The organism is Streptomyces sp. NPDC001816 (genome assembly GCF_042892235.1).
Taxonomy (GTDB): Bacteria; Actinomycetota; Actinomycetes; order Streptomycetales; family Streptomycetaceae; genus Streptomyces.
The window spans coordinates 1,203,896-1,229,855 of the sequence record NZ_JBIATY010000001.1; the positions used below are offsets into that span (position 1 = coordinate 1,203,896).

At 70.8% G+C, this 25,960-nt stretch carries 24 protein-coding genes and 2 pseudogenes; 10 read left to right on the forward strand and 16 right to left on the reverse strand.

What is annotated here, in order from left to right:
• Nucleotides 1–30: 30 nt before the first annotated feature.
• Nucleotides 31–1,098, forward strand: a pseudogene (locus ACFYZZ_RS05420) (lysylphosphatidylglycerol synthase transmembrane domain-containing protein); the annotation flags it as partial.
• 101 nt (nucleotides 1,099–1,199) lie between these two features.
• Here the strand turns inward: ACFYZZ_RS05420 and ACFYZZ_RS05425 are convergent.
• Nucleotides 1,200–1,976 carry a creatininase family protein gene (locus ACFYZZ_RS05425; protein ID WP_386575972.1) on the reverse strand — a complete coding sequence of 259 codons (777 nt, stop codon included), beginning with the start codon at nucleotides 1,974–1,976 and terminating at the stop codon, nucleotides 1,200–1,202.
• Nucleotides 1,977–2,014: 38 nt separating this feature from the next.
• Between ACFYZZ_RS05425 and ribA the strand changes: the two genes are divergently transcribed.
• From ribA to ACFYZZ_RS05450, 5 genes are read left to right on the forward strand one after another with little or no spacing between them, the layout of a single operon-like run.
• Nucleotides 2,015–2,674 (forward strand): GTP cyclohydrolase II, encoded by a 660-nt coding sequence (gene ribA / locus ACFYZZ_RS05430; protein WP_389171807.1) that lies wholly within the window; start codon nucleotides 2,015–2,017, stop codon nucleotides 2,672–2,674.
• Between the two features lie 33 nt (nucleotides 2,675–2,707).
• The gene (locus tag ACFYZZ_RS05435; RefSeq protein WP_386575970.1) at nucleotides 2,708–3,682 is read left to right on the forward strand and encodes an ornithine cyclodeaminase family protein; all 975 of its coding nucleotides are present in this window, start codon (nucleotides 2,708–2,710) and stop codon (nucleotides 3,680–3,682) included.
• Nucleotides 3,679–4,824, forward strand: a complete 1,146-nt coding sequence (locus tag ACFYZZ_RS05440) for an NAD(P)/FAD-dependent oxidoreductase (protein WP_389171809.1) — start codon at nucleotides 3,679–3,681, stop codon at nucleotides 4,822–4,824. The genes ACFYZZ_RS05435 and ACFYZZ_RS05440 overlap by 4 nt, the downstream gene beginning before the upstream one ends.
• Complete coding sequence (locus ACFYZZ_RS05445; protein WP_389171812.1) at nucleotides 4,821–5,894, forward strand: saccharopine dehydrogenase; 1,074 nt, start codon at nucleotides 4,821–4,823, stop codon at nucleotides 5,892–5,894. Before ACFYZZ_RS05440 ends, ACFYZZ_RS05445 begins: the two co-directional genes overlap by 4 nt.
• Nucleotides 5,887–7,038: a saccharopine dehydrogenase family protein gene (locus tag ACFYZZ_RS05450; RefSeq protein WP_389172054.1), complete on the forward strand. Its 1,152-nt coding sequence runs from the start codon at nucleotides 5,887–5,889 to the stop codon at nucleotides 7,036–7,038. The genes ACFYZZ_RS05445 and ACFYZZ_RS05450 overlap by 8 nt, the downstream gene beginning before the upstream one ends.
• Here the strand turns inward: ACFYZZ_RS05450 and ACFYZZ_RS05455 are convergent.
• Nucleotides 7,016–7,384, reverse strand: coding sequence for a hypothetical protein (locus ACFYZZ_RS05455; RefSeq protein ID WP_389171815.1), 369 nt, complete (start codon nucleotides 7,382–7,384; stop codon nucleotides 7,016–7,018). The genes ACFYZZ_RS05450 and ACFYZZ_RS05455 overlap by 23 nt on opposite strands.
• Nucleotides 7,385–7,789: 405 nt before the next feature.
• Here ACFYZZ_RS05455 and ACFYZZ_RS05460 point away from each other — a divergent pair, with 405 nt between their 5' ends.
• A complete protein-coding gene (locus ACFYZZ_RS05460; protein ID WP_389171818.1) occupies nucleotides 7,790–8,200 on the forward strand; it encodes a hypothetical protein in 411 nt (136 codons plus the stop codon).
• A 713-nt stretch (nucleotides 8,201–8,913) separates the two neighbouring features.
• Here the strand turns inward: ACFYZZ_RS05460 and ACFYZZ_RS05465 are convergent.
• The 5 genes from ACFYZZ_RS05465 to ACFYZZ_RS05485 form a co-directional block, all read right to left on the reverse strand.
• On the reverse strand, nucleotides 8,914–9,222 hold the full coding sequence (locus tag ACFYZZ_RS05465; protein WP_389171821.1) for a hypothetical protein: 309 nt from the start codon (nucleotides 9,220–9,222) through the stop codon (nucleotides 8,914–8,916).
• A gap of 259 nt (nucleotides 9,223–9,481) precedes the next feature.
• Nucleotides 9,482–10,177 (reverse strand): TNT domain-containing protein, encoded by a 696-nt coding sequence (locus ACFYZZ_RS05470; protein ID WP_389171824.1) that lies wholly within the window; start codon nucleotides 10,175–10,177, stop codon nucleotides 9,482–9,484.
• Between the two features lie 158 nt (nucleotides 10,178–10,335).
• Nucleotides 10,336–11,559: a serine hydrolase domain-containing protein gene (locus ACFYZZ_RS05475; protein ID WP_389171827.1), complete on the reverse strand. Its 1,224-nt coding sequence runs from the start codon at nucleotides 11,557–11,559 to the stop codon at nucleotides 10,336–10,338.
• Nucleotides 11,560–11,620: 61 nt separating this feature from the next.
• Nucleotides 11,621–12,982, reverse strand: a complete 1,362-nt coding sequence (locus ACFYZZ_RS05480) for an MFS transporter (protein WP_389171830.1) — start codon at nucleotides 12,980–12,982, stop codon at nucleotides 11,621–11,623.
• Complete coding sequence (locus ACFYZZ_RS05485) at nucleotides 12,979–13,557, reverse strand: TetR/AcrR family transcriptional regulator (RefSeq protein ID WP_389171833.1); 579 nt, start codon at nucleotides 13,555–13,557, stop codon at nucleotides 12,979–12,981. Before ACFYZZ_RS05485 ends, ACFYZZ_RS05480 begins: the two co-directional genes overlap by 4 nt.
• Nucleotides 13,558–13,644: 87 nt before the next feature.
• Between ACFYZZ_RS05485 and ACFYZZ_RS05490 the strand changes: the two genes are divergently transcribed.
• A complete protein-coding gene (locus ACFYZZ_RS05490) occupies nucleotides 13,645–14,088 on the forward strand; it encodes a PPOX class F420-dependent oxidoreductase (RefSeq protein WP_389171836.1) in 444 nt (147 codons plus the stop codon).
• A gap of 1 nt (nucleotide 14,089) precedes the next feature.
• Here ACFYZZ_RS05490 and ACFYZZ_RS05495 read toward each other — a convergent pair whose 3' ends face one another.
• On the reverse strand, nucleotides 14,090–15,199 hold the full coding sequence (locus ACFYZZ_RS05495; protein WP_389171838.1) for an NAD(P)-dependent oxidoreductase: 1,110 nt from the start codon (nucleotides 15,197–15,199) through the stop codon (nucleotides 14,090–14,092).
• On the opposite strand from ACFYZZ_RS05495, the gene ACFYZZ_RS05500 reads away from it, so the two are divergent.
• Together ACFYZZ_RS05500 and ACFYZZ_RS05505 are read left to right on the forward strand one after the other, a co-directional pair.
• Entirely contained in the window at nucleotides 15,092–15,688 is a 597-nt protein-coding gene (locus ACFYZZ_RS05500) for a TetR/AcrR family transcriptional regulator (protein WP_389171841.1), read from the forward strand. The genes ACFYZZ_RS05495 and ACFYZZ_RS05500 overlap by 108 nt on opposite strands.
• A 53-nt stretch (nucleotides 15,689–15,741) precedes the next feature.
• Nucleotides 15,742–16,083, forward strand: a complete 342-nt coding sequence (locus ACFYZZ_RS05505) for a VOC family protein (protein ID WP_389171844.1) — start codon at nucleotides 15,742–15,744, stop codon at nucleotides 16,081–16,083.
• Here the strand turns inward: ACFYZZ_RS05505 and ACFYZZ_RS05510 are convergent.
• The 8 genes and pseudogenes from ACFYZZ_RS05510 to tkt form a co-directional block, all read right to left on the reverse strand.
• Nucleotides 16,068–16,763 (reverse strand): TetR/AcrR family transcriptional regulator, encoded by a 696-nt coding sequence (locus tag ACFYZZ_RS05510; RefSeq protein WP_389172057.1) that lies wholly within the window; start codon nucleotides 16,761–16,763, stop codon nucleotides 16,068–16,070. The two genes, ACFYZZ_RS05505 and ACFYZZ_RS05510, sit on opposite strands and share 16 nt — an antisense overlap.
• A 228-nt stretch (nucleotides 16,764–16,991) precedes the next feature.
• Nucleotides 16,992–17,582: pseudogene (locus ACFYZZ_RS05515) on the reverse strand (histidine phosphatase family protein); the annotation flags it as partial.
• Nucleotides 17,583–17,588: 6 nt separating this feature from the next.
• Nucleotides 17,589–18,467: a phosphogluconate dehydrogenase (NAD(+)-dependent, decarboxylating) gene (gnd, locus tag ACFYZZ_RS05520; RefSeq protein WP_389171847.1), complete on the reverse strand. Its 879-nt coding sequence runs from the start codon at nucleotides 18,465–18,467 to the stop codon at nucleotides 17,589–17,591.
• Nucleotide 18,468: 1 nt separating this feature from the next.
• Nucleotides 18,469–20,136 carry a glucose-6-phosphate isomerase gene (gene pgi, locus ACFYZZ_RS05525; protein ID WP_389171849.1) on the reverse strand — a complete coding sequence of 556 codons (1,668 nt, stop codon included), beginning with the start codon at nucleotides 20,134–20,136 and terminating at the stop codon, nucleotides 18,469–18,471.
• Nucleotide 20,137: 1 nt separating this feature from the next.
• On the reverse strand, nucleotides 20,138–21,064 hold the full coding sequence (opcA, locus tag ACFYZZ_RS05530) for a glucose-6-phosphate dehydrogenase assembly protein OpcA (RefSeq protein WP_389171852.1): 927 nt from the start codon (nucleotides 21,062–21,064) through the stop codon (nucleotides 20,138–20,140).
• Nucleotides 21,061–22,653: a glucose-6-phosphate dehydrogenase gene (gene zwf / locus ACFYZZ_RS05535; protein ID WP_389171855.1), complete on the reverse strand. Its 1,593-nt coding sequence runs from the start codon at nucleotides 22,651–22,653 to the stop codon at nucleotides 21,061–21,063. The genes opcA and zwf overlap by 4 nt, the downstream gene beginning before the upstream one ends.
• Nucleotides 22,653–23,819 (reverse strand): transaldolase, encoded by a 1,167-nt coding sequence (gene tal, locus ACFYZZ_RS05540; RefSeq protein WP_389171857.1) that lies wholly within the window; start codon nucleotides 23,817–23,819, stop codon nucleotides 22,653–22,655. The genes zwf and tal overlap by 1 nt, the downstream gene beginning before the upstream one ends.
• Nucleotides 23,820–23,838: 19 nt before the next feature.
• Nucleotides 23,839–25,914, reverse strand: a complete 2,076-nt coding sequence (tkt, locus tag ACFYZZ_RS05545) for a transketolase (protein WP_389171859.1) — start codon at nucleotides 25,912–25,914, stop codon at nucleotides 23,839–23,841.
• Nucleotides 25,915–25,960 lie beyond the last annotated feature (46 nt).

The following is a 25,960-nucleotide window of genomic DNA, read 5'->3' on the forward strand; positions in this document are numbered from 1 at the left end:
CAGGCGGGCGCGGTGTCGGCCCCGGAGGCCATGACGGCACTGCTGGAACCGCCTGTCGACGAGGCTACGCATGCAGGCGCCTCCGAGCCTGGGGGGCGCGTCGCCTCCGAGGCCGAGGGGCGCCCTGCCTCCGGGCCTGCGGGGCACGCTACTTCTGTGCCCGAGCGGCGTACTGCTTCCGGGTCTGAGGGGTGCGTGGTCTCCGGGCCTGCGGGGCCTGCTGCCTCCGTGCCCGAAGAACCCACCACCCCCGAGCCCGAAGAACCCACCACCCGCCGCTTCAACTCCCGCGCCCTGCGCACCCACTTCGGCACCGTCGCCGGTGTGGTCATCCTCGGTGCCCTCCTGTGGCGGCTGGGTACCGGTGTGCTGCTGGACGGGCTGCGGCGGATCGACACGGTGACGCTGCTGGTCGCGCTGGGCATCGGTGTGGTCACCACCCTGTTCAGCGCGTGGCGCTGGCAGTTGGTGGCCCGGGGGCTGCGGATCCGGCTGCCCTTCGGACCCGCGGTCGCCGACTACTACCGGGCGCTGTTCCTGAACGCGGCGCTGCCCGGCGGGGTCCTCGGCGATGTGCACCGGGCGGTCCGGCACGGGCAGAGCGCCGGTGACCTGAGGCGCGGGGTGAAGGCGGTCGTTCTGGAACGGGTCGCCGGGCAGGTCGCGCTGACCGTGTTCGGCGCGGCGGTGCTGCTGACCCTGCCGTCGCCCGTCCGGGACGACGTCCGTACCTTCGCGGCACCGACGGCCCTCGCCGCGGCGGGCGCGCTTGCCGTGCTCCTAGCCGTACGGATGAACCGCGCGGCCTCCCGCCGCGGCGGCGCCCTGCGCAGGAGCCTCGGCGAGGCGCGGGAGGGGCTGCTGTCCCGTCAGGCCGGGCCCGGTGTGGCCCTGTCCTCGGCGATCATTCTGGCCGGGCACGTCGCGATGTTCGTCGTGGCGGCCCGGGTCGCCGGCTCCGCCGCCTCCGTGGCGGTGCTGCTCCCGCTCGCGGTCCTCGCCCTGGTCGCCATGGGCCTGCCGCTGAACGTCGGCGGTTTCGGCCCCCGCGAGGGCGTCACCGCCTGGGCGTTCGGCGCCGCCGGGCTCGGCGCGAGCAGCGGAGTGGCCGTCGCCGTCGTGTACGGCGTGCTCAGCTTCGTGGCGAGCCTGCCCGGCGCCGTCGTCCTGGTCGCCCGCTGGTACACCGGGCTGCGCGGCTACCCCCGTACGTCCTCGGAGCCCTCGGCGGACGTCAGCAGCGCGAAAATCGCGCCGAACGATTCCGTGAGGCTCGCCAGCAGTTCCTTCCCCTTTTCCGCCGAACCCAGGGAAGGACGGCCGATGACGCCCGACTCGGTATAGGCGGACATTCCCACGGTGAGCAGATGACGACGGTCGTCCGCGGTGAAATCGGCGGACTCGTATCCAGGACGGACGAATTCGGGATGAGCGTGCAGCAGAATGGAGGTCTCGATTTCCCCTGCGTGCATGTCGGTGAGCAGCGAGGTGCGCACCCCCGCCGCCTCCCGCGCCGCCTCCCAGTCCTCGGCGGCGGGGAACAGTCCCATCTTCTCGCCGCGCGCGGAGGCTTCCTGTACGACGTTGCCCAGCACATAGTTGCCGCCATGCCCGTTGACCACGACGAGCGCGTCGACACCGGAGCGGCGCAGCGACGCCGCGATGTCCCGGACCACCGCATGGAGGGTCACGGCGGAGATGCTGACGGTCCCCGGCCAGGCCGCGTGCTCGTGCGAGCAGGAGACCGTCACCGGAGGGAGGAGGTGCACCGGGTACGCGGCGGCGATCTCCCTCGCCACGGCACAGGCGACCAGCGTGTCGGTCGCCAGCGGAAGGAAGGCGCCGTGCTGTTCGAAGCTGCCGACGGGAAGGACGGCGACCTGAGTTGAAACGCCCGCCCCCCGCATCCGTACGTCTTCCGTGGTGTCTGCCGGCACCACCCCGTATGCCGCCGAACGCGCGCCCGAACCACTCATCTTTTCCCGGCCTTTCGTCTCTGCTTAGGAATCAGATCATGACAGAAAACATCGGCATCCTCGGCAAGAAGTCCCCGCGGCGTTCGGGCGCGGAACGCATTGTGAATGCGCCGCTGCCCACCGTGTACGGGAATTTCCAGGCGATCGGCTACCTGGACCACGACCGCGGTGACGAGCAAGTCGCCCTGGTGTACGGGGAGATCGGCGCCGACAACGTTCTCGTCCGGCTGCACTCGGAGTGCCTGACCGGCGACGCGTTCGGCTCCCAGCACTGCGAGTGCGGCGACCAGCTGGCCGCGGCGCTGCGTGCGGTCGTCGCCGAAGGCAGCGGTGTCGTCGTGTACTTGAGGGGTCACGAGGGCCGTGGCATCGGTCTGCTGGCGAAGCTGCGCGCGATGGCCCTGCAGGCGGAGGGCCTGGACACGGTCGAGGCGAACCTGGCGCTCGGGCTGCCGGTCGACTCCCGCGACTACGGCGTCGCCGCGCAGATCCTGCAGGACCTCGGGGTGCGCTCGGTGCGGCTGATGTCCAACAACCCGCGCAAGCGGGAGGCGCTGGTCCGGCACGGCGTCCAGGTCGCCGAGCAGGTGCCGCTGCTGATCGAGCCGTGCGAGAGCAACATCAGGTATCTGCGGACGAAGCGGGAGCGGCTGGACCACCACCTGCCCCATCTGGACGCGGTCGCCCACGGCTCCTGATTCGGCGGGCGGCCGTCCGGACAGGATCAGGGGATGACCGACGACGACGTCCTCTTCCTCTCCGCGACCGAGGTGACCCGGCTGCTCGGCCCGGACGCGGCGATCGCCTCGCAGCGGGCGGCCTTCACCGCGCTCGGCACGGGCGAGGCCGACATGCCCGGCAAGATCATGCAGCCGAGCCGCTTCGACGACAGCGTGGTCTTCGCCTACGTCTCCCGGCTGTCCAAGGACACCGGGGCGGTGGCGAAGTTCGGCAGTGTCAACCCGGGCAACGCGGCCGCCGGGCTGCCCACCGTGCACGCGGTCGTCACCGCGCTCGACCCCGACACCGGGCGGCTCGCGGCCGTCCTGGACGGTACGGCGGTGACCACGCTGCGTACGGCGGCGGGCAGCGCCGTCGCCGTGGACGCCCTCGCCGTGCCCGGCCGCACGGAGCTGGCGCTGCTCGGCTCCGGCACCCAGGCCCTCGCCCACGCCCGCATGATCGCGCGGGTGCGGGAGGTGACGGCGGTACGGCTGTGGAGCCCGACCCCGAGCCGCCGCACCGCCGCCGCTGACACCCTCGCCACCGGACTCGGCGTCCCTGTCCGGGCGGTCGACAGTGCCGAGGAAGCGGTGACCGGCGCCGGGGTGGTCGCCGCCTGCACGCTCAGCACGACACCCGTGGTGCGCGGCGCATGGCTGGCCCCGGGCTGCACGGTGGTCAGCGTCGGCTCCTTCGAGCCCACCCGCCACGAGGTCGACGCCGACGTCGTACGACGTGCCGCGGCCGTCGTCGTGGACGACGCCGGCACCGCGGCCGGGCACGCCGGGCCGGTCGTGGACGCCCTGCGCGACGGACTGCTCACCCCCGACGCCCTGATCCCGCTGGGCGAGGTGCTCACCGGACGCCGCGGCGCCCGTACCGCACCGGACGACATCGTCTACTACAACAGCACCGGACTCGGCATCCAGGACGCCGCGGCGGCCTGGGCCGTGATCCGCGCCGCGAAGGAGGCAGCCGAGTGAACCTTCAGGCCCGGGTGGTCGTCGTCGGCGGCGGGGTGATGGGCACGAGCATCGCCTACCACCTGGCGCGTGCCGGAGTGCGTGACGTCGTCCTCGTCGAACGCGACGAACTGGCCGCCGGCTCCACCTCCAAGGCCGCGGGCGGAGTACGGGCGCAGTTCTCCGACGAGCTGAACATCCAGCTCGGCGCGCGCAGCCTGGAGGCCTTCGGCCGGTTCGCGCAGGAGATCGGGCAGGACATCGGGCTGCACCGGGTCGGCTATCTGTTCCTGCTGTCCACGCCCGAGGAGGTCGCCTCCTTCGAGGCGGGGGTGCGGCTGCAGAACTCCCTCGGCGTGCCCAGCCGGATGCTCACCCCGCAGGAGGCCCGCCGGCTCTCCCCGCTGATCACCACCGACGGACTGCTGGCCGCCGCCTACTCCCCGGACGACGGCCACTGCACACCCGAGGCCGTCGTCCACGGCTACGCTGCCGCCGCCCGCGCCCACGGCGTCCGCATCCTGCGCCACACCGAACTGACCGGCATCGAACTGCACGGCGACACCATCACCGCCGTCAGCACCACCCTCGGCCGCATCGCCACCGACACGGTGATCTGCGCGGCCGGCGCCTGGTCCAGGGCGGTCGGCGCGATGGTCGGCGTGGACCTGCCCGTGCAGCCGCTGCGCCGCCAGATCGCGGTCACCGAACCCGTCCCCGGGCTCCCGCCGACGCTCCCCATGACCATCGACTTCACCACCAGCCTCTACTTCCACGCCGAGGGCCCCGGCCTGCTGCTCGGCATGTCCGACCCGGACGAGGAACCCGGCTTCGCCACCGACACCCACGACCGCTGGATCCCCCGGCTGTACGAGGCGATGCAGCACCGCGCCCCCGCCCTGCTCGACCTGCGCCGCACCGGCATCTGGGCGGGCCTGTACGAGAACACCCCCGACCACAACGCCCTGATCGGCGAGGCGCCTTCGGTGTCCCGCTTCCTGTACGCGACCGGCTTCTCCGGCCACGGCTTCCTCCAGGGACCCGCCGTGGGCGAGATCGTCCGCGACCTGTACCTGGGCCGCGTACCCTTCCTCGACGTCCGCCCCCTGAGCGCCGGCCGGTTCGCGGCCGACGCCCCGCGCCCGGAGGCCAACCTGGTATGACCGAGCTGCACCTGTGGCTGCGCCACGAGGCCCGTACCACCGAGCGGCGCACGCCGATCGTCCCCGCCGACGCCCGCCGCCTGACCGAGAGCGGGGTGCGGCTGACCGTGGAGGAATCCCCGCAGCGGATCTTCCCCATCGAGGAGTACGAGGCGGCCGGCTGCCGCCGCGCACCGGCGGGCTCCTGGCCGACGGCACCGCGCGATGCCGTGATCCTCGGCCTGAAGGAACTCCCCGACGAGCCGCCGTCGTTGCCGCACCGTCACATCTTCTTCGGGCATGCCTACAAGCAGCAGCCGGGGGCGGTGGAACTGCTGCGCCGGTTCGCGGCCGGGGGAGGAGCGCTGCTGGACCTCGAGTACCTGGTGGACGACCAGGGCCGCAGGCTGGCCGCCTTCGGCTACTGGGCGGGCTACCTGGGCGCCGCGCTCGCCGTGCTCCAGCACCGGGGCCGCCTGGTGGCACCCCTGCACCCCACCACCAAGGAGGACCTGGACGCCACCCTCGAACCGACGCCCGCAGACGAGGACTTCACGGCACTCGTCATCGGCGCGCTGGGCCGCAGCGGCCGGGGCGCCGCGGCCGCCTTGGCCACCGCAGGCGTGACCGCGACCCACTGGGACCTCGCCGAGACCCGCACCCTCGACCGCCCGGCCCTGCTCCGCCACGACGTGATGGTGAACTGCGTCCTCGCCACCACCCCCGTCCCGCCCTTCCTGCGCGACGCGGACCTGGACGACCCGGCCCGCCGCCTGCGCACCCTCTGCGACGTCACCTGCGACGTCGGCTCCCCGCTGAACGTCCTGCCCGTCTACGACCGCACCACCGACTGGACGGACCCCGTACGCCACCTGCGCAAGGAACCGCCCCTGTCCCTGATCGCCATCGACAACCTGCCCTCGCTGCTGCCCCGCGAGTCCAGCACCGACTTCTCCGCGGCCCTCCTGCCCCAACTGCTCGACTTCGGCACCTCGGGACCGTGGGGACGCTGCCTCGACCGCTTCCACCAGGCCTGCCGCGAGCTGGGCATCGCCGACGAAAGGGAGTCGCCCCATGAGCCCCGTGACTGACCGAGTCCCGGCGTCCGGCACCGTCCACTGGGTCGGTGCGGGCCTGTCCACCGGCAGCGGACTGGCCGCACTGTGCGACACGGCCGAGCGGGTACGGCTGTGGCACCGCACCGAAGAACGCGCTTCCGACGCCCTCGCCGCCCTGGGCCTGACCGGCCGAGCCGAGCCCCGCGCCCTCACGCTCCCCGCGCTCACCGCCGAACTGGCGCCCGGAGACATCGTCGTATCGATGCTGCCCGCGCCGGAGCACGCCGCACTCCTGTCCGCGTGTGTGGCCGCGCGAGCCCATTTCTCCTGCTCCAGCTATGTCTCGCCCGAGGTCCTGGACCAAGTGCCGGCAGCGGAGGCAGCCGGCCTGGTCGTCCTCACCGAGGCGGGCCTCGACCCGGGTATCGACCACCTCTTCGCGCACAGCCTCATCGGCAGGGCGCGCACCCAGATCGGCGCGGACACCCCGGCGACCTACCGCCTCACCTCCTACTGCGGCGGCGTCCCGGCGGTCCCGAACGACTTCCGGTACCGCTTCAGCTGGGCACCCCTGGGCGTCCTCAACGCGCTTCGCTCACCCGCCCGTTACCTGGAGAACGGCACCGAGACCACGGCCTCCCGCCCCTGGGAGGCGACCAGGCCGCACATCCTCTCCGGGGAGACCTTCGAGGCCTACCCCAACAGGGACAGCATCCCCTTCATCGCCCAGTACGGCCTCCCGCCCGCCTGGACCCCGAGCACCTTCGTACGAGGCACCCTGCGCCTGGACGGCTGGCTGAAAGCGTGGGAGCCCGTCTTCGAGGAGCTGAAGGCGGGGGACGACGCGAGCATCGCCGCCCTTGCCCGCGAGCTGGCGGCGACCTACCCGACGACGGACGAGGACCGCGACCGCGTCGTACTGTCGGTCTCCCTGGAGGTCGAGACCCCGGACCGGACCTGGACGGGCAGCTACTTCCTCGACCTCGTGGGTACCGCCGAGGAGTCGGCCATGGCCCGCTGCGTCTCCCGCCCCCTGGCCCTGGGCGTCCGCCACATCCTGGACGGCAGCCTGCCGGCGGGACTGAACCGGGCGGCGGAGACGGCTGAGCGGTCGGACGTGTGGCTCTCCGAACTCGCAGAGGAGGGACTGGACTTCACTCTGCGACTGGGCCAGTAGAAGAGGCACTGCTCTCGCGCTGGTCGTCGATGCGGACCTGCAGGTCGGACCAGCGCGAGGCCCAACGCCCCAGGTCGTCCGTGGTCGGCAACCCCTGCGAGCGCAGCGCCGTGTCCGGCAGGAACCGGATGAGCGTGCCGGTCGTCCCGTCGGCCTGCAGGGGTTCCAGGTCGGTCACCGGAACCCCGTGCTCGTAGCGCTGGGTCCAGGCTCCGTCGAGGCGGCGATTGGTGTGCATCAGCCACTCGCTGAGCGCCGCCACGACGGACATGCCGCGACGCGGGTGCCCGTCCGGAAGGTGCTCCGCGTCCGGGAAGTCGAAGAACCGCAGGTCCTTCGTGGCCATGACCGGCTTCTTCACGAACCGGCCGTGCTCATCGGCGCGAGTGTCGGTGCCTCGACCGTCATCGGCCACGGACACGGAGCCGTCGCGATGCAGAGTGATCGTGCATCGCCCTCCTGCCCTGCTCACCGCCTCGTCGGCGGCGTAGGCAACGACCTCGAGGACGAGGTGCCCCGGGCCACCGGGAGCGAACTCGGCCGGCGCATGGCGAATATGCGCAAGGTGTTCCAGATCCGTGACGCGGGCCCAGTCGTGGGTGGTATTGCTCCAGGAACCCCTTGATTCACCTGATCCATCCATCCGACGAGTATGACGAGTATCAGGGGTCGCCCCCCTGTGCCCCCTACTCACGTGCACCTGAGTACTTGAACTCTGTGTGGTGACGGGGCGAGCCGGAACGCTGGGGCCATGAGTGAAGGACAACCCAAGCCCGTTCTCCAACTGTTGTCGATCCCCGTGTTGGCCGGGGTGTCGCTGGCACTGTGGGCAGCCTGGCTCGGCTGGGACCAGCACCGTGACGTCCACCCTGACGGCTCGACGACCGGCCCGTACGAGGCGTGGCAGGTGATCGGGCTGGTGCTGACTCTGCTGGCACCGGTCTGCTGGGCGGCAGCTCGGCGCTACATGGCAGGCGCTGTGCTCGGCACCTCCGCCGGCCTGACGGTTGCTGCCTATTACGACTGGTCGGACGACGCCAGCGGCCTTTTCGTGGTCGGCGTGGGGATGATCATGATAGGGAGTTTCGTCGTGACCTCCGTCGTTTCCGCCGTGATCGCGGCGCTGACAGCTGGACCGCCCAGCCGTCTGCCCAGCCCTTGATCGCCTTTCGTGCCCTGCCGAGCGGGAGCTAGTGTTCGCGCAGCGAGTGACTCACGAGGAGCGAAGAGGGGTCCCTGTGCCGTCCTCTTCCTCAACTGGATCCGATGCGACGGCGAGCACAGCGCGCGGCGCTCCACGCCCCCTCCGCACACCACCACCCACTCTCCTGCGTCCGGTTCAACGCCGGGCACGGCTTTGCTGACGCAGGCGACATCCGTCGTGGCAAGCGTGCCCGGAGGTGTTCTCCTGGAGGGCGGATCGGAGCGTGTCGGAGACGGCATCCATACCCGCCCGGTACTGAACAAGGGGAAGACGTACCGACTCGTCCTGACGTGCGTAGGTCAGGGCAGTGCACGCCTGACGGTCGCCCCTACGACCGCAGGTTGCGGGGCAACGGTTCCTTGCGACCGGTCCGTAGTCCAGCAGCGGATCAACGGGAGCGGAACAGTCCGAATCGATGTTGTCGGTGCAAAGCACTCCACGGGCGTTCTCGCCTGGCGAATCAACACCCTCTGAGAGCGCATCGCCGTCTGCGTCGACGGACTCGTCCACCTGAAGCATGCGTCCTGGTGAACAGCTACGGCGCGGGCCAACGATGCCTACCGAAGCAAACGGGGTGGGCGCCCGGCCTTGGGCTGGTGGGCTGTTCACCTTGCTGATGGGTCGTCGGCGTCCGCGTTTGTCCCCCGTTGTGCGTGGTCGTTGTCACGCAGTCAGACACTCACCGGAGACGCGCCCCGGCCAGCTGCTGCAGTCGCCCCGGCGGCCTCCCGCACACCGGTGGCGAGCACCGCGCACGTGAACGCGATCGCAGGGGCCTTCCAGTCCCAGGAGGCGAACATGATCACTGGTACGACGAACATCGAATGGACGGCGGAGACGGCAAACGCCCCCCGCGCCCAACCTCCGCCGTTCACCGGCCGACGTACGGTCGCCCAGTGCCGCCACCACAGTCCGGCAGCCATCGCCGCAATGCCGGCCATCACGGCAGCGCCCAGCCGGGCCAGATCGGCATCGGTCACGCTGTCAGGGTCCAGTGCGGTCGAGCCGGTCGTGTGCACGCTCAGTGCAACCGCAGTCCATCCGAGGGCCGCCGTACTCAGCAAGGAAGCCAGAACTGCTGCGCGCCGCCGGGACCAACTCGCTTCAGAATGCATGGAGTTCGATTTCATGATTCATACTAGCCACGGCTCGGAACAGGGACGCGATGGTGGTGCGTCCTGACGGAACCCTGGATGGCTGCACCGTTGGTCCGGTGCCGGGGATGTGATCCATCTGGTGTCACGACGTCGGGGTGATCTCTTTCAGATACCCACCCGGGGCGGCCAGTTCCGAGACCCTGGTCTGCGTCAGGAACTGTTCGCCGAGCCCTTCCTGGCCGAACCAGGGCCTGATGGGCCCGGCCTGGACCGTGAGCGGCTTGATGACGCGGTACAGGTGGTAGTTGAAGGGAGGGGTGTTCTCGGCGTACTTGTCCAGGTTGGTCGGCGGGAGAGCGCGCTTCGCGTACGGCGTGCCCTCCGGCGCGAGGAAGAAGCCGTTGCCGCTGCCGAAGAGGTCGACGCGGTCCCCCACCTGGAGGGTTTTCGGCGATTCGACCGGACGGCCGTCGCGGAGGACGAAGCCGTTGTTGTCGGGGTACCACCAGCCGGACTTGTTCTGCTGGTCGGTCTGCCAGTAGCAGCCGAGGAACCAGAACTGCGAAGTGTGGTCCTCCGGGTGGTAGCCCCGGAGCATCCGTCCGATGGCGCCGCTCGTCGTGAGGTAGCTGGGGCCGAGCCGCCAGTCGCCGTGGTAGTACTCCTGCAGACCCGTCGACGGTGCCGGGCTCGTGCTGGCCGTCCGATGGGTGATCGGGCAGTCGTAGGAGCCGCCCCGGAAGTGGGCCTCCTGGGCCTGGACGGGGGCTGGCGCTGCTCCGATCAGAAGGAGCGACGACGCAAGTCCGCTCCAGAGGAGACGTCGCAGTGCGCGCATCCGAATCCCTTCTCTTCCGGTGTCGGTCGGCACCGGCACACGCCGCAGTCAAAGCGCGCGGTACGAACGAAGGAGCGAGGTGGCCCGGGGACGTCGCCTGAGCGGCGCAACGGAACAACTCGGACGGTCGAGCGGTCCCTTGTGGAAGCCACCAGCGGTCAGTCCATCAGCGCCTCGTGCACCATTCGCCGCAGCTCCGGGAACACCTTCAGCTTCTTCGGGCGTACCTGGGTCATGAACTGGACCGTCAGGTCGTGGGTCGGGTCGATCCAGAAGGCCGTGGTGGCCACGCCGGTCCAGCCGTAGGTGCCGAGGCCCTGGGGGGCCAGGGTGCGCGTCGGGTCGATGACGACGGAGACGTTGAAGCCGAAGCCGAGGCCTACGTTGTTGCGTTCCTGGTGGGCGGGGGCGCCGAAGGTGCGCAGGTCGGTGTTGCCGGGGAGGTGGTTGCGGGTCATGAGGGCGACTGTGTCGGGGGACAGGAGGCGGGTGCCGTCCAGTTCGCCGCCCCGGCGGAGCATCTCCATGAAGCGGTGGAAGTCCTGGGCCGTGGCGACCATGCCGCCGCTGCCGGACAGGAAGCGGGGCCGGCCGCGCAGTGGCAGTCCCGGGATCGGTGTGATGCCGCCGTCCTCGGTCTCGCCGTACATCTCGGCCAGTCGATCGGCCTGTTCGGGGGTGATGTGGAAGCCGGCGTCGGTCATGCCGAGGGGGCGGAAGATGCGCTCGGCGAAGTAGTCGTCCAGGGGTTGTGAGGAGACCACCTCGATGATCCTGCCCAGCACGTTGGAGGCGATCGAGTAGTTCCACTGCGTGCCTGGTTCGAACTGCAGGGGCAGGCGCGCGTACACCTGCATCGTCTCGGCCAGGTTCGCGCCCGGCGGTACGGACGACTCCAGGCCGGCCTCGCGGTAGAGGGCGTCCACGGGGTGCTTGTAGTAGAAGCCGAAGGTCAGGCCCGCCGTGTGGGTGAGCAGATGCCGGATGAGGATGGGGCCGGAGGCGGGGCGTGTGCGTACTTCGGTGCCCGCACCGCTCTCGTACACCTGGGGGTCGGCGAATTCCGGTAGGTAACGGTCGACCGGGTCGTCCAGGGACAGGCGGCCCTCTTCCACCAGTTGCAGCACCGCGACCGCTGTGACGGGCTTGGTCATGGAGTAGATGCGCCAGAGCGTGTCCGTCTCGACGGGCAGCCCGGCCGCGACGTTCCGGTGGCCGTACGTGGTGAGGTGGGCGACGTGGCCGCGGCGGGCCACGGCCAACAGGAAGCCGGGCAGGCGGCCTTCGTCGACGTGCTGGGCGAAGCGCCGGTCGAGGCGGTCGAGCGCCTTCGCGTCCAGCCCGGCCTCGTCCGGGTCGACTTCCTGTCGCAGCTGTGCCATCGCTCTCCTCCGGTCGCGTCGTACGCGCGTGCGGGCAGGTGTGTCCGCCGCGACGCACATCTCATCGTCGCGCAGGAACCCCGGAACGGACCTGTTCATCAGGGGTGTGTGTGATCGACGCGACCCCACGCCCCGGGAGCGCGCGTGCCGCCGGCACGGCGATCGCGGCCACTGCGGCGAGCGCGAGCAGCGCCGTCCGGGGGCCCGCGCCCATCAGCGCGGTGCCCGCGGCCACGCCGAGCACGGGCCCGATGTTGAGCGCGGTCTGCTGCAGGCCCCCCGCCACTCCGGCCACCGCCACCCGCGCCTGCCGTACGACCACATGGGTGGCCGCCACCATCACCGTGCCGAATCCCGCGCCCAGGAGTGCGAACGCGCAGCCTTGAGTGAGCGCACCGGTGGCCGCGGACAGGATCAGGACGCCGAGTGCGAGCAGTGTCATGGCCGTCGCTGTCGTTCGCCGTGCACCCAGCCTGCGCAGCAGCATCGGGCACAGGGGAGCGGACCCCACCATCAGCACCGCCAACGGCAGGCTGCGCAGGGCGCTTTGGAACGGGTCGAGGCCGAGCCGGCGCTGCAGCACGTACGTCTCGACGAACAAGGCGCCGAAGAGTGAGGCCGACGCGGCGACCAGGAGGGTGAGGGCCGAGCCGACCGCGGGTGAGCGGATCACGTCAGGTGGGAGCAGAGGGCTTGTGGTGTGGCGTTCGTGCCGTATGAAGGTGATGGCGGCGAACGCGGCAACCGCCAGTCCGGCGGCGATGGCCGCACCGGATGTGGGCAGCGCGACCAGCGTCTGGACGAGACAGGCCAGGGTCACGGCGAGGAGCAGTGCCCCTGGTAGGTCCAACGGGGTGTGGGGAGTTGACTCGTGGGCCGGGTCGGGCAGGACCAGGGCCGCCAGGCCCAGGCCTGCGGCCGGCAGCACGCTCAGGAAGAACACCGCCTGCCAGCCCAGCCCGTTCACCAGTGCCCCGCCCAGCAACGGCCCCGCTGCCGCCGCCAGACCGATCGCGCTGGTGCGTACCGCGAGCGGCATCGCCAGCCGGTCCGGCGGGAAGGCGGCCCGCAGCATGCCGAGCGTGGCGGGCTGCAGGAGCGCCCCGAACACGCCCTGTGCCGCCCGCAGTCCGATCACCCAGCCGATCGAGGGCGCCAGTCCGACGCCCGCCGAGGCCGCGCCGAACCCCAGCAAGCCGAGCGCGAACATCCGCCGCTGCCCGTAGCGGTCGCCGAGCCGGCCCGCGAACACCAGCAGGCTCGCCACCGCCACGAGGTACGCGGTGCTGGTCCACTGCACCTGCGCGTACGACGCGTGCAGCGCCCGTTGCAGGGAGGGTTGGGCGACGGTGAGGACCGTACCGTCGAGGGCGACGAGTACGGCGCCCGCCACGCTGCTCACCAGGGTCAGCCGGCGGTTCACCGCCCGCCCTCCGGGCCCAGGTGGGCGAGGAGGGCCGCATCCAGCAACGCGTTGAAGTCCGGTTCGTCCGTGGCGAGTTGGAGGCTGCCCCAGTGCCACAGCTGGGCGATGCCGTGCAGGTTTGCCCACAGGGCGCCCGCCGTGCGCCGGGCGTCCGTCTCGGGGCGGACCTGGCCGACGAGATCGGCGAGGAGAGTGAACAGTGGCAGGCTGGTTTCGCGCAGGCCCAAGTGGCCGCTCTCCAGTAGATCGTGACGGAACATCAGCTCGTACATGCCTGGGTTGTCCAGAGCGAACTCCAGGTAGACGCGGGCCAGTTCCCGCACCTGCGCGCGGGGGTCGCCGGCGCCGTCGAGCGTCGGGCGGACTCGGTCGCCCAGATCGGCGAACCCCCGTCGGGCGATGGCGGACAGCAGTTCCAGATGGGTGGGGAAGTAGCGGCGTGGCGCCCCGTGCGAGACCCCCGCGCGGCGGGCGATCTCCCGGAGCGTCAGCGCCTGGACACCCTCGGCGGCGACCAGCTCCACGCCGACGTCGATGAGCCGGGCGCGCAGCCCCGTGCCGGATTCAGTCATAGACAGTGTCTACCAGGTGGGCGTAGACGGTGTCTACTCGCGGATTCAGTGGGGAATGCCCGTGCTCTCGGGCCAGTTGACCCTCATATGACTCAGGACCCGACGCAGGACGCCCTGCTCAAGCTGCTCTCCGAGACGCGAGGTGGAGTGCTGGTCACGCTCAAGAGCGACGGCCGGCCCCAGCTGTCGAACGTCAGCCACGCCTACTACCCCGACGAGCGGGTCATCCGGATCTCGATCACCGACGACCGCGCCAAGACCCGCAACCTCCGCCGCGACCCCCGCGCCTCCTACCACGTCACCAGCCAGGACCGCTGGGCGTACACGGTCGCCGAGGGCACGGCCGACCTGTCGCCGGTCGCCGGGGACCCGTACGACGAGACCGTCGAGGAGCTGATCCGGCTCTACCGGGACGTCCTCGGCGAACACCCGGACTGGGACGACTACCGGGCCGCGATGGTCCGCGACCGTCGGCTGGTGCTGCGGCTGCCCGTCGAGCGGGCGTACGGCATCCCGAAGGGCCAGGGCTGACCTACCGCGCCTCGGCGGTCCGCGCCTCGATCGCCCGGAGTACCGCCACCATGTCCTCGTCGCCGTACCCCCGCGTCACCGTCTCCTCGAACAGGCTGTGGCAGACGTCGAGCAGGGGCGAGGCCAGGTGTGCCTTGCGGGCCGCCTCGGCGATGAGCCGGTTGTTCTTCAGGACGTCCAGGGCGGCCGCCTGCACCGCGAAGTCCCGCTCGCGCAGCTTGGGCGCCTTCATCCGGGAGACCCCGCTGGCCATGGGGCCCGCGTCCAGGACGTCCAGGAACAGTCGCCGGTCCAGACCCTGTCGTTCGGCGAAGTGGAAGGCCTCGGTCAGCCCGGTCACCAGGGTGATCAGGAAGAGGTTCACGGACAGCTTCATCAGCAGCGCGCCCGGTGCCGCGCCGCACGCGAAGGTCTCCCGGCACAGGGGTGCGAGCAGCGGTCGTACGGCCTCCACGGCGGACTCCTCGCCGGCCACCATCGCCACCAACTGCCCCTGCTCCGCCGGTACCCGGGAGCCTGAGACGGGGGCCTCGACGTACCGGCCCCCGGCCGTGCGGATGTCGGACTCCAGCGCGTGCGAATACTCGGGGGAGGTCGTGCCCATGTGGACGACCACGCGTCCGGCGACCCGCGCGGCGAGGGCGGGGGTGCCGCGGCCGAGGACGGTGTCGACCGCCGCCTCGTCGGCGAGCATCAGCAGCACCACCTCGGCCCGCTCGAACACCTCATCGGTGTCCGCCGCGACCTCGGCGCCGGCCGCGCGCAACGGCTCGGTGCGCTCCGGTGTCCGGTTCCACACCACGAGGGGTGTGCCGCAGGTCGCCAGGCGCAGCGCCATCGGCTGACCCATCACTCCGAGACCGATGAATCCGACGTTCACGGGGGCCGCCCTTCCCTCTGCCGGCCGACTATGACCGCTGTCATAGTAGCTAGTGTTATGACGCCGGTCATAGGGTGAAGGCCGAGGGTGAAGGCCGAGGGCGAGGGCGATCGGAGGTCGGCCATGGCGGAGTCGCGGCACGGGCCGCGCGAGCGGATGGTGTTCAGCGCGGCCCAGCTGATCCGGCGCGACGGGGTCGGCGCGACCGGCATGCGGGACGTCGCCGCGCACGCCGGGGCGCCGCGCGGTTCGCTCCAGCACTACTTCCCGGGCGGCAAGGAACAGCTGGTCAACGAGGCTGTGGGCTGGGCCGGACGGTACGCCGGAAAGCGCGTCGCCCGCTTCCTCGCGTGCCTGGACGAACCGACGCCGAGCGGCCTGTTCGCGGCGATGGCAGCCCAGTGGACGGACGAGTACGAGACGGAAGGCTTCGCCGGCGGCTGCCCGGTCGCGGCTGCGACCGTGGACTGTGCCGCCGAGGGCACCTCCACGCGCGAGGCGGCCGCCGCAGCGTTCGCGACCTGGCGCGCCCCGGTCGCCGAGGCCCTGACCGGCATGGGCGTCCCCGCCGCCCGCGCCGACTCCCTTGCCACCCTGATGATCAGCACCCTGGAGGGCGCGATCCTGATGGCCCGGGCCGAGGAGGACGTACGCCCGCTGCAGGCCGTGGTCCGCGAACTCGGGCCGCTGCTCGACGCCGCGGTGGTCTCCTCCGGGTGACGCCCGGCGCGGAGGTGCTTGTTCCGCGCGGCCTCCCGCACTAGCCTCCGCGCGTGATCAATGGGGCACATGTGGTGATCTACAGCCGTGACGTCGAAGCGGACCGGGCCTTCCTGCGGGACGTCCTCGGCTGGGCGTACGTGGACGCCGGCCACGGCTGGCTGATCTTCCAGGCGCCGCCCACGGAGGTGGCGTGTCATCCCACGGACGGCGACCCGTCGCACGAACTGATGCTGATGTGCGATGACCTCGACGCGACACGGGAGCAACTCGCCGAGAAGGTCGTGGAGTTCGCGGAGCCCGTCGAGGAGGCCCGGTGGGGCCGGCTCACGGCACTCCGGTTGCCGGGCGGCGGGCGACTCGGGCTGTACGAGCCGCGTCATCCGCGGCCGTAGGGCTGAGGTTGCAGGGGGGTGGGTGCTCGCTCCGCGGTGAGGTAGGCGATCACCATGTCGCCGAGCATGGTCCGGTAGTGCTCGCGCTGCGCCGGGTCCACCAGGTCGCGGCCGAACAGGGCGCCGAAGGTGTGCCGGTTGGCGACCCGGAAGAAGCAGAACGAGCTGATCATCGCGTGCAGGTCGACGGCGTCGACATCGGCCGTGAACAGCCCGGACTCCTGCCCGGCGGCCAGGATCCGGCGGATCACGTCCAGTGCCGGCGAACCCATCCGCCCGAGCTTCTCGGAGGCCGCGATGTGCTGGGCGCCGTGGATGTTCTCGATGCTGACCAGCCGGATGAAGTCCAGGTGCTGTTCGTGGTGGTCGAAGGTCAGCTCGGCCAGGCGCCGGATCGCCGCGACCGGGTCCAGGTGCTCGACGTCCAGCCGCTGCTCCGCCTCGCGGATCACGCCGTACGCCCGCTCCAGCACGGCCGTGAACAGCTGCTCCTTGCCGCCGAAGTAGTAGTAGATCATCCGCTTCGTGGTGCGGGTGCGGGCCGCGATCTCGTCCACCCGGGCGCCGTCGTAGCCGGCCCGCGCGAACTCCTGTGTGGCCACGTCGAGGATCTCGGCCTTGGTGCGGACGGCGTCACGCGTCCGCCCGCCGGGGTGTGCCGGTTCTTCGACGCTGGTCATCGGGTTCCTTCGGGCATGGGGCCAGTGCCGGTGATTGTAGAAGCAGGGCCCGGAACCGGACCCGCCGGACCGGTCCGGCCTTTCCGAAGCAGGCCGGGGCTGACACAACCAACGTACTAGTTCGTACATTAGTGAGCACCAGGAGGTCCCCATGGCGACCGGACCCGGCTGCTGTACGACTGCGGCCCGGGTCACTCGGGGTGACCCGGGCCGCGGAAAGGGCCGCCACGGGCGTCGGTTCCACTCGGCGACGACCGGACGCCCGTGCTCCGTGGAGAGCCGGCTGAGCGTGCCGGTCGCCAGCTGGAACAGCCGGCCCTCGGCGGGCGGCAGACCCAGTCGGCGGGCGGTGAGCACCCGCAGGAAGTGGGCGTGCGCCACCAGGATCACGTCACCGGTGTCCGCGGCGAGCGCCTGGTCCACCCGGGCCAGCACCCGGTCGGCGCGCGCCCCGATCTGCTCGGGCGACTCGCCGGGGTGCCCGTCGAGGACGGGCGGTACGCCGTCGGTCCACAGGTCCCAGTCGGGGCGGCTGCGGTGGATGTCGGCCGTGGTGACACCCTCGTAGGCGCCGTAGTCCCACTCGTGGAGATCCGGATCGGGTACGGCCCCGGACAGGCCGGCCAGTTCGGCGGTGCGTATCGCGCGGCCCAGCGGGCTGGTCAGCGCGAGGGTGTAGGTCCGTTCGGTGAGGAGCGGGGCGAGGGACTTGGCCTGTTCCTCACCGTGCGTGGTGAGGGGCAGGTCGGTCCAGCTGGTGTGCTGTCCCGACACGCTCCACTCCGTCTCGCCGTGGCGGACCAGGAGGAGGTCACCCACGGTCGCTCAGTCCTTCTTCTCCACGGCGTGGCCGCCGAACTGGTTGCGCAGCGCGGCGATCATCTTCATCTGCGGGGAGTCGTCCTGGCGGGAGGCGAACCGGGCGAAGAGGGAGGCGGTGATCGCCGGGAGCGGCACCGCGTTGTCGATGGCGGCCTCGACCGTCCAGCGGCCCTCACCGGAGTCCTCCGCGAACCCGCGCAGCTTCTCCAGGTGCTCGTCCTCGTCCAGGGCGTTGACCGCGAGGTCGAGCAGCCAGGAACGGATGACGGTGCCCTCCTGCCAGGAGCGGAAGACCTCGCGGACGTTCTCCACGGAGTGGACCTTCTCCAGCAGCTCCCAGCCCTCGGCGTAGGCCTGCATCATGGCGTACTCGATGCCGTTGTGGACCATCTTCGAGAAGTGCCCGGCGCCGACCCGACCGGCGTGGACGTAGCCGTAGGGGCCCTCCGGCTTGAGCGCCTCGAAGATGGGCTTCAGGCGCTCCACGTGCTCCTTGTCGCCACCGACCATGAGCGCGTAGCCGTTCTGCAGGCCCCAGACGCCGCCGGAGACGCCCGCGTCGACGAAGCCGATGCCCTTGATGCCGAGTTCGGCGGCGTGCTTCTCGTCGTCCGTCCAGCGGGAGTTGCCGCCGTCCACGACCACGTCGCCGGGGGAGAGCAGGTCCTTGAGTTCGTCGACGACCGTCTGGGTGGCGGTGCCCGCCGGGACCATCACCCAGATGGTGCGCGGCGCGTCGAGCTTCTGGACCAGTTCCTCGAGGCTCTTGACGTCGGAGACCTCCGGGTTGCGGTCGTAGCCGATGACGGTGTGGCCGGCGCGGCGGATCCGCTCGCGCATGTTGCCGCCCATCTTGCCGAGACCGATGAGACCGAGCTGCATGTCAGTTCACTTCCTGAGCGTTCTTGAGGGTGCGGTAGGCGGCGACGAGGGCTGTGCTGGACGGGTCGAGACCGGGCACGTCAGCGCCGGTGGTCAGGGCGGGCTCGATGCGCTTGGCGAGGACCTTGCCCAGTTCCACGCCCCACTGGTCGAAGGAGTCGATGTTCCAGACGGCGCCCTGGACGAACACCTTGTGCTCGTAGAGGGCGACGAGCTGGCCGAGCACGGACGGGGTCAGCTCGCGCGCGAGGATGGTGGTGGTGGGGTGGTTGCCACGGAAGGTGCGGTGTGCCACCTGCTCCTCGGGCACGCCTTCCCCGCGGACCTCCTCGGCCGTCTTGCCGAAGGCGAGGGCCTGGGTCTGGGCGAAGAAGTTGGCCATCAACAGGTCGTGCTGGGCCTTGAGTTCACCGCTCAGCTCGGCGACCGGCTCGGCGAAGCCGATGAAGTCCGCCGGGATCAGCTTGGTGCCCTGGTGGATCAACTGGTAGTAGGCGTGCTGTCCGTTGGTGCCGGGCGTGCCCCAGACCACCGGGCCGGTCTGCCACTCCACCGGGGCGCCCGCCCGGTCCACCGACTTGCCGTTGGACTCCATGTCCAGCTGCTGCAGGTACGCCGTGAACTTGGACAGGTAGTGGCTGTACGGCAGCACCGCGTGCGACTGGGCGTCGTGGAAGTTGCCGTACCAGATCCCCAACAGGCCCATCAGCAGAGGCGCGTTGGCCTCGGCGGGCGCGGTGCGGAAGTGGTCGTCGACGATCCGGAAGCCGTCGAGCATCTCCCGGAACCGGTCCGGGCCGATGGCGATCATCAGGGAGAGGCCGATCGCGGAGTCGTACGAGTAGCGCCCGCCGACCCAGTCCCAGAACTCGAACATGTTGTCCGGGTCGATACCGAACTCGGTGACCTTGGCGGCGTTCGTGGACAGCGCCACGAAGTGCCTCGCGACCGCCTTCTCGTCGCCGTCGAACGCCTTCAGCAGCCAGGAGCGGGCCGAGGTGGCGTTGGTGATCGTCTCGATCGTGGTGAACGTCTTGGACGCGACGATGAACAGGGTCTCCGCCGGGTCCAGGTCGCGGGTGGCCTCGTGCAGGTCGGCGCCGTCCACGTTCGACACGAAGCGGAACGTCAACTCCCGTGCCGTGTAGGCGCGCAGGGCTTCGTAGGCCATCGCCGGGCCGAGGTCGGAACCGCCGATGCCGATGTTGACGACGGTGCGGATCCGCTTGCCGGTGTGGCCGGTCCACTCGCCCGAGCGGACCCGCTCGGCGAAGCCGGCCATCTTGTCCAGGACGGCGTGCACGCGCGGTACGACGTTCTCGCCGTCGACCTCGACCACCGCGTCCCGCGGGGCGCGCAGCGCGGTGTGCAGGACGGCCCGCCGCTCGGTGATGTTGATCTTCTCGCCGCGGAACGTGGCGTCCCGCAGCGCGAACACACCGGTGGCGGTGGCGAGTTCCTGAAGGAGGGCGAGGGTCTCGTCGGTGATCAGGTGCTTGCTGTAGTCGATGTGCAGATCGCCCACCCGGACGACGTACCGCTCGGCGCGGCCGGGGTCCGTCGCGAACAGTTCGCGCAGGTGCGGCTGTCCCGCGGCGCGGTGGTCGGCGAGGGCCGTCCACTCGGGCCGGCGGGTGAGCTCGGGGGAGTCTGACGGTGCGTCGGACATCTCAGGCGTTCTCCTTGGTGGCCTCGCCCTTGAGGGCGATGGCGTACATCTCGTCGGCGTCGAGGCGGCGCAGCTCCTCGGCGATGAGTTCGGAGGTGCCGCGGACCTTCAGGGCGAGGGTGCGCGGCGGCTGGCCCGGCAGGGTCAGCGTCGCGAGCGGCCCTTCGGGGCGGTCGATGACGATCTCGCCGTTCGCGGTGCCGAGGCGTACGGCCGTGACGACCGGGCCGGCGGTGACCACGCGGTCCACGCGGACGTGCAGGCGGGCCTCCAGCCAGCGGGCGAGGAGTTCGGCGCTGGGGTTGTCCGCCTCGGCCTCCACGGCCGCCGACGTCACCTTCGCGCGGGCCTGGTCCAGCGCGGCGGCCAGCATGGACCGCCACAGCGTGAGCCGGGTCCAGGCGAGGTCGGTGTCGCCGGGCGCGTAGTTGCCGGCCCGGGTCTCCAGGACCTCCATCGGCCGCTCGACCGCGTAGAGGTCGGTGATCCGACGCTGGGCGAGCGCGCCGAGCGGGTCCTTGGACGGGGTGTCCGGCGCGTCCACCGGCCACCACACGACCACCGGGGCGTCCGGCAGCAGCAGCGGCAGGACCACGGAGTCGGCGTGGTCGGACACCTCGCCGTAGGTCCGCAGCACGACGGTCTCGCCGGTGCCGGCCTCGGAGCCGACCCGGACCTCGGCGTCGAGCCGGGAGTGGGTGCGGTCGCGCAGGGTGCGGGCGTGCCGCTTGATGACGACCAGGGTGCGCGAGGGGTGCTCGTGCGAGGCCTCCTCGGCGGCCCGGATCGAGTCGTAGGCGTTCTCCTCGTCCGTGACGATGACCATCGTCAGGACCATGCCCACGGCCGGGGTGCCGATGGCGCGGCGGCCCTTCACCAGCGCCTTGTTGATCTTGCTTGCCGTGGTGTCGGTCAGGTCGATCTTCATGGCCTGCGCCAGCTCCGTCCGTCTCGTGCGAGCATCTCGTCCGCTTCCCTCGGTCCCCAACTGCCCGACGCGTACTGCGCCGGCCTGCCGTGCGCCGCCCAGTACTCCTCGATCGGGTCGAGGATCTTCCAGGACTCTTCCACTTCCTGGTGACGGGGGAACAAATTGGCGTCGCCGAGCAGTACGTCCAGGATGAGCCGCTCGTACGCCTCCGGGCTCGACTCGGTGAACGACTCGCCGTAGGCGAAGTCCATGGACACGTCCCGGATCTCCATCGAGGTGCCCGGCACCTTCGAGCCGAACCGGACGGTCATGCCCTCGTCGGGCTGGACGCGGATGACGATCGCGTTCTGGCCCAGCTCCTCGGTGGCGGTGGAGTCGAACGGGGAGTGCGGGGCCCGCTTGAAGACCACCGCGATCTCGGTGACCCGGCGGCCCAGCCGCTTGCCGGTGCGCAGGTAGAACGGGACGCCCGCCCAGCGGCGGTTGTCGATGCCCAGCTTGATCGCGGCGAAGGTGTCGGTCTTCGACTTGGGGTCGATGCCGTCCTCTTCCAGGTAGCCGACTACCTTCTCGCCGCCCTGCCAGCCGGCCGCGTACTGGCCGCGCACGGTGTGCTTGCCCAGCTCCTGGGGCAGCCGCACCGACTTGAGCACCTTCAGCTTCTCGGTGAGCAGCGCCTCCGCGTCGAACGCGATGGGCTCCTCCATGGCGGTGAGCGCCATCAGCTGCAGGAGGTGGTTCTGGATGACGTCTCGGGCCGAGCCGATGCCGTCGTAGTAGCCCGCGCGGCCGCCGATGCCGATGTCCTCGGCCATGGTGATCTGCACGTGGTCGACGTAACTGCGGTTCCAGATCGGCTCGTACATCTGGTTGGCGAAGCGGAGCGCCAGGATGTTCTGGACGGTCTCCTTGCCCAGGTAGTGGTCGATCCGGAAGACCTGGTCGGGCTCGAACACGTCGTGCACGACCGCGTTCAGCTCCTGGGCCGACGTCAGGTCGTGGCCGAACGGCTTCTCGATGACCGCCCGGCGCCAGGCACCCTGCGGCGGGTTGGCCAGGCTGTGCTTCTTCAGCTGCTGCACGACCTTGGGGAAGAACTTCGGCGGCACCGAGAGGTAGAAGGCGAAGTTGCCGCCGGTGCCGCGGGAGGCGTCCAGCTCCTCGACGGCCTGCTTCAGCTGCTTGAAGGCGGTGTCGTCGTCGAAGTCACCGGGGATGAACCGCATGCCCTCGGCGAGCTGCTGCCACACCTCCTCGCGGAACGGGGTGCGGGAGTGCTCGCGCACCGCGTCATGGACGACCTGCGCGAAGTCCTGGTCCTCCCAGTCGCGGCGGGCGAAGCCGACGAGGGAGAAGCCCGGCGGCAGCAGGCCGCGGTTGGCCAGGTCGTACACGGCCGGCATCAGCTTCTTGCGGGACAGGTCGCCGGTCACACCGAAGATGACCAGACCCGAGGGGCCCGCGATCCGCGGGAGCCTGCGGTCGCGGGTGTCCCGCAGCGGGTTGTCCCAGTCGGTGACCGGGGCGTCCGGGACGCCGGCCTGCGCGGCGGGAGGCGTCTCGGGTTCCGGAGCCTTGGTCGTCATTACGCGTCAACTCCCTTGTTCTCCAGGGACTTGGTGACGGCGTCCAGCAGCTCCTGCCAGGCCGTCTCGAACTTGGCGACGCCCTCGTCCTCCAGCCGCTGGACGACCTCGTCGTAGGAGATGCCGAGCCGCTCCACGGCGGCGAGGTCGGCGCGGGCCTGCGCGTAGCCGCCGGTCACCGTGTCACCGGTGATCTCGCCGTGGTCGGCGGTGGCCTTCAGGGTGGCCTCCGGCATCGTGTTCACGGTGCCGGGTGCGACCAGCTCGTCCACGTACAGCGTGTCCTTGTACGCGGGATCCTTCACGCCGGTGGAGGCCCACAGCGGGCGCTGCTTGTTCGCCTTGTCGGCGGCGTACGCAAGCCATCCTTCGTCGGGCTGTGTCGAATTGTCGGCAGAGCCGAACACGTCCTCGTACGCCTCGTAGGCGAGCCGCGCGTTGGCGAGCGCCGCCCGGCCCTTGAGCGCGCGGGCCTCGTCGGTGCCGAGGGCGGTCAGCCGCTTGTCGATCTCGCTGTCCACGCGGGAGACGAAGAAGGACGCCACCGAGTGGATCCGGGACAGGTCCAGGCCCCGCTCGCGGGCCTTCTCCAGGCCGGCCAGGTAGGCGGCCATGACCTCGCGGTAGCGCTCCAGGGAGAAGATCAGCGTCACGTTGACGCTGATGCCGAGGCCGATGACCTCGGTGATGGCCGGGAGGCCCGCCTTCGTCGCCGGGATCTTGATCATCACGTTGGGGCGGTCGACGAGCCAGGCCAGCTGCCTGGCCTCGGCGACCGTCGCCACGGTGTGGTGCGCGAGGCGGGGGTCGACCTCGATGGAGACCCGGCCGTCGCGGCCACCGGTGGCGTCGTACACCGGACGCAGGATGTCGGCGGCCGCGCGCACATCGGCGGTCGTCATCATCCGCACGGCTTCCTCGACCGTGACGCCGCGTACGGCGAGGTCGGTCAGCTGCTCCTCGTAGCCCTCGCCGGAGCCGATGGCCGCCTGGAAGATCGACGGGTTGGTGGTGACGCCGACGACGCCACCGCTCTGCACCAGCTCGGCCAGGCCGCCCGACGTGATCCGCTTGCGCGACAGGTCGTCCAGCCAGATCGACACGCCCTCGTCGGCGAGGCGCTCAAGGGCTCCTGGGGTCGCGATTGCTTCGGTCACAGTGATCATCTTTCTGGTCGCGTCGGTATCAGGCGCGCGCGGCGGCCAGCGATTCGCGGGCAGCGGCGGCGACGTTCTCGGGGGTGAAGCCGAACTCGGTGAACAGTGTGGTCGCATCGGCGGAGGCGCCGAAATGCTCGAGTGAGACAATCCGACCTGCGTCGCCCACGAACCGGTACCACGTCAGACCGATACCTGCCTCGACGGCGACGCGGGCCTTCACGGCCGGCGGCAGCACGGAGTCCCGGTACCCCTGCTCCTGCTCCTCGAACCACTCCACGGACGGCATCGACACCACCCGCGCGCCGATCCCCTCGGCCTCCAGCTGCTCCCGTGCGGCGACGGCCAGCTGCACCTCGGATCCCGTCGCGATGATGATCACCTCCGGGGTCTCGGTGGAGGACTCGCGCAGCACGTAGCCGCCCTTGGCCGCGTCCTCGTGGAGCGCGTACACCGGCACGGCCTGGCGGGTGAGCGCGAGCCCGTGCGGGGCCGGGGCGGTGGCGTGCCTCTTCAGGATCTCGGCCCAGACGACCGCGGTCTCGTTGGCGTCCGCCGGGCGGACGACGTTCAGGCCCGGGATCGCGCGCAGCGAGGCCAGGTGCTCGACCGGCTGGTGGGTGGGCCCGTCCTCGCCGAGGCCGATGGAGTCGTGCGTCCACACGTACGTCACGGGCAGCTGCATCAGCGCCGACATCCGGACGGCGTTGCGCATGTAGTCGGAGAAGACCAGGAAGGTGCCGCCGTAGACGCGGGTGTTGCCGTGCAGGGCGATGCCGTTCATCTCCGCGGCCATCGAGAACTCGCGGATGCCGAAGTGGACGGTGCGGCCGTACGGGTCCGCCTCGGGCAGCGGGTTGCCCTTCGGCAGGAAGGAGCTGGTCTTGTCGATGGTGGTGTTGTTCGAGCCGGCCAGGTCGGCGGAGCCGCCCCACAGCTCGGGGAGGACCGGGCCGAGCGCCTGCAGCACCTTGCCGGAGGCGGCTCGGGTGGCGACGGACCTGCCCTCCTCGAACACCGGCAGGGCGTTCTCCCAGCCCTCGGGCAGCTCGCCCTTGCTGATCCGGTCGAACAGCTGAGCCCGCTCGGCGTCGGCCGTGCGCCACTCGGCGATCCGCTTGTCCCAGGCCGCGTGCGCCTCGGCGCCCCGGTCCAGGGCCCGGCGGGTGTGGTTCAGGACCTCGTCGGTGACCTCGAAGGACTGCTCCGGGTCGAAACCGAGGACGCGCTTGGTGGCCGCGATCTCGTCCGCGCCGAGCGCGGAGCCGTGGGAGGCCTCGGTGTTCTGCGCGTTCGGGGCCGGCCAGGCGATGATCGTGCGCATCGCGATGATCGAGGGGCGCCCGGTCTCGGCCTGCGCGGCCTTCAGCGCCGCGTACAGGGCGGGCACGTCGACGTCGCCGTCGGCGGTGGGCTCGATGCGCTGGGTGTGCCAGCCGTAGGCCTCGTACCGCTTCAGCACGTCCTCGGAGAAGGCGGTCGCGGTGTCGCCCTCGATGGAGATGTGGTTGTCGTCGTAGAGGAAGACCAGGTTGCCGAGCTTCTGGTGGCCGGCCAGGGAGGAGGCCTCGGCGGAGACGCCCTCCTCCAGGTCGCCGTCGGACACGATCGCCCAGACGGTGTGGTCGAAGGGGGAGGTGCCCTCGGGGGCCTCGGGGTCGAACAGGCCGCGCTCGTAGCGGGCGGCCATCGCCATGCCGACGGCGTTGGCGACGCCCTGGCCGAGCGGTCCTGTGGTGGTCTCGACGCCGGCGGTGTGCCCGTACTCGGGGTGGCCGGGCGTCTTCGAGCCATGGGTGCGGAACGCCTTCAGGTCGTCCAGCTCCAGCTCGTACCCGGCGAGGAAGAGCTGGGTGTAGAGGGTCAGCGAGGTGTGGCCGGGGGACAGCACGAAACGGTCACGGCCGGTCCACTCCGGGTCGGCCGGGTCGTGTCGCATCACCTTCTGAAAGATCGTGTACGCGGCAGGGGCCAGGCTCATCGCGGTGCCCGGGTGGCCGTTGCCGACCTTCTGCACGGCGTCAGCCGCGAGAAGCCGGGCGGTGTCCACGGCACGCCGGTCGAGCTCTGTCCACTCGAAGCCGTCGGATGTCTGCGTGCTCATCTTCAAGAAGTCCTCGTTCAGTGCGGATCGCTGGCTGGACGCGTTC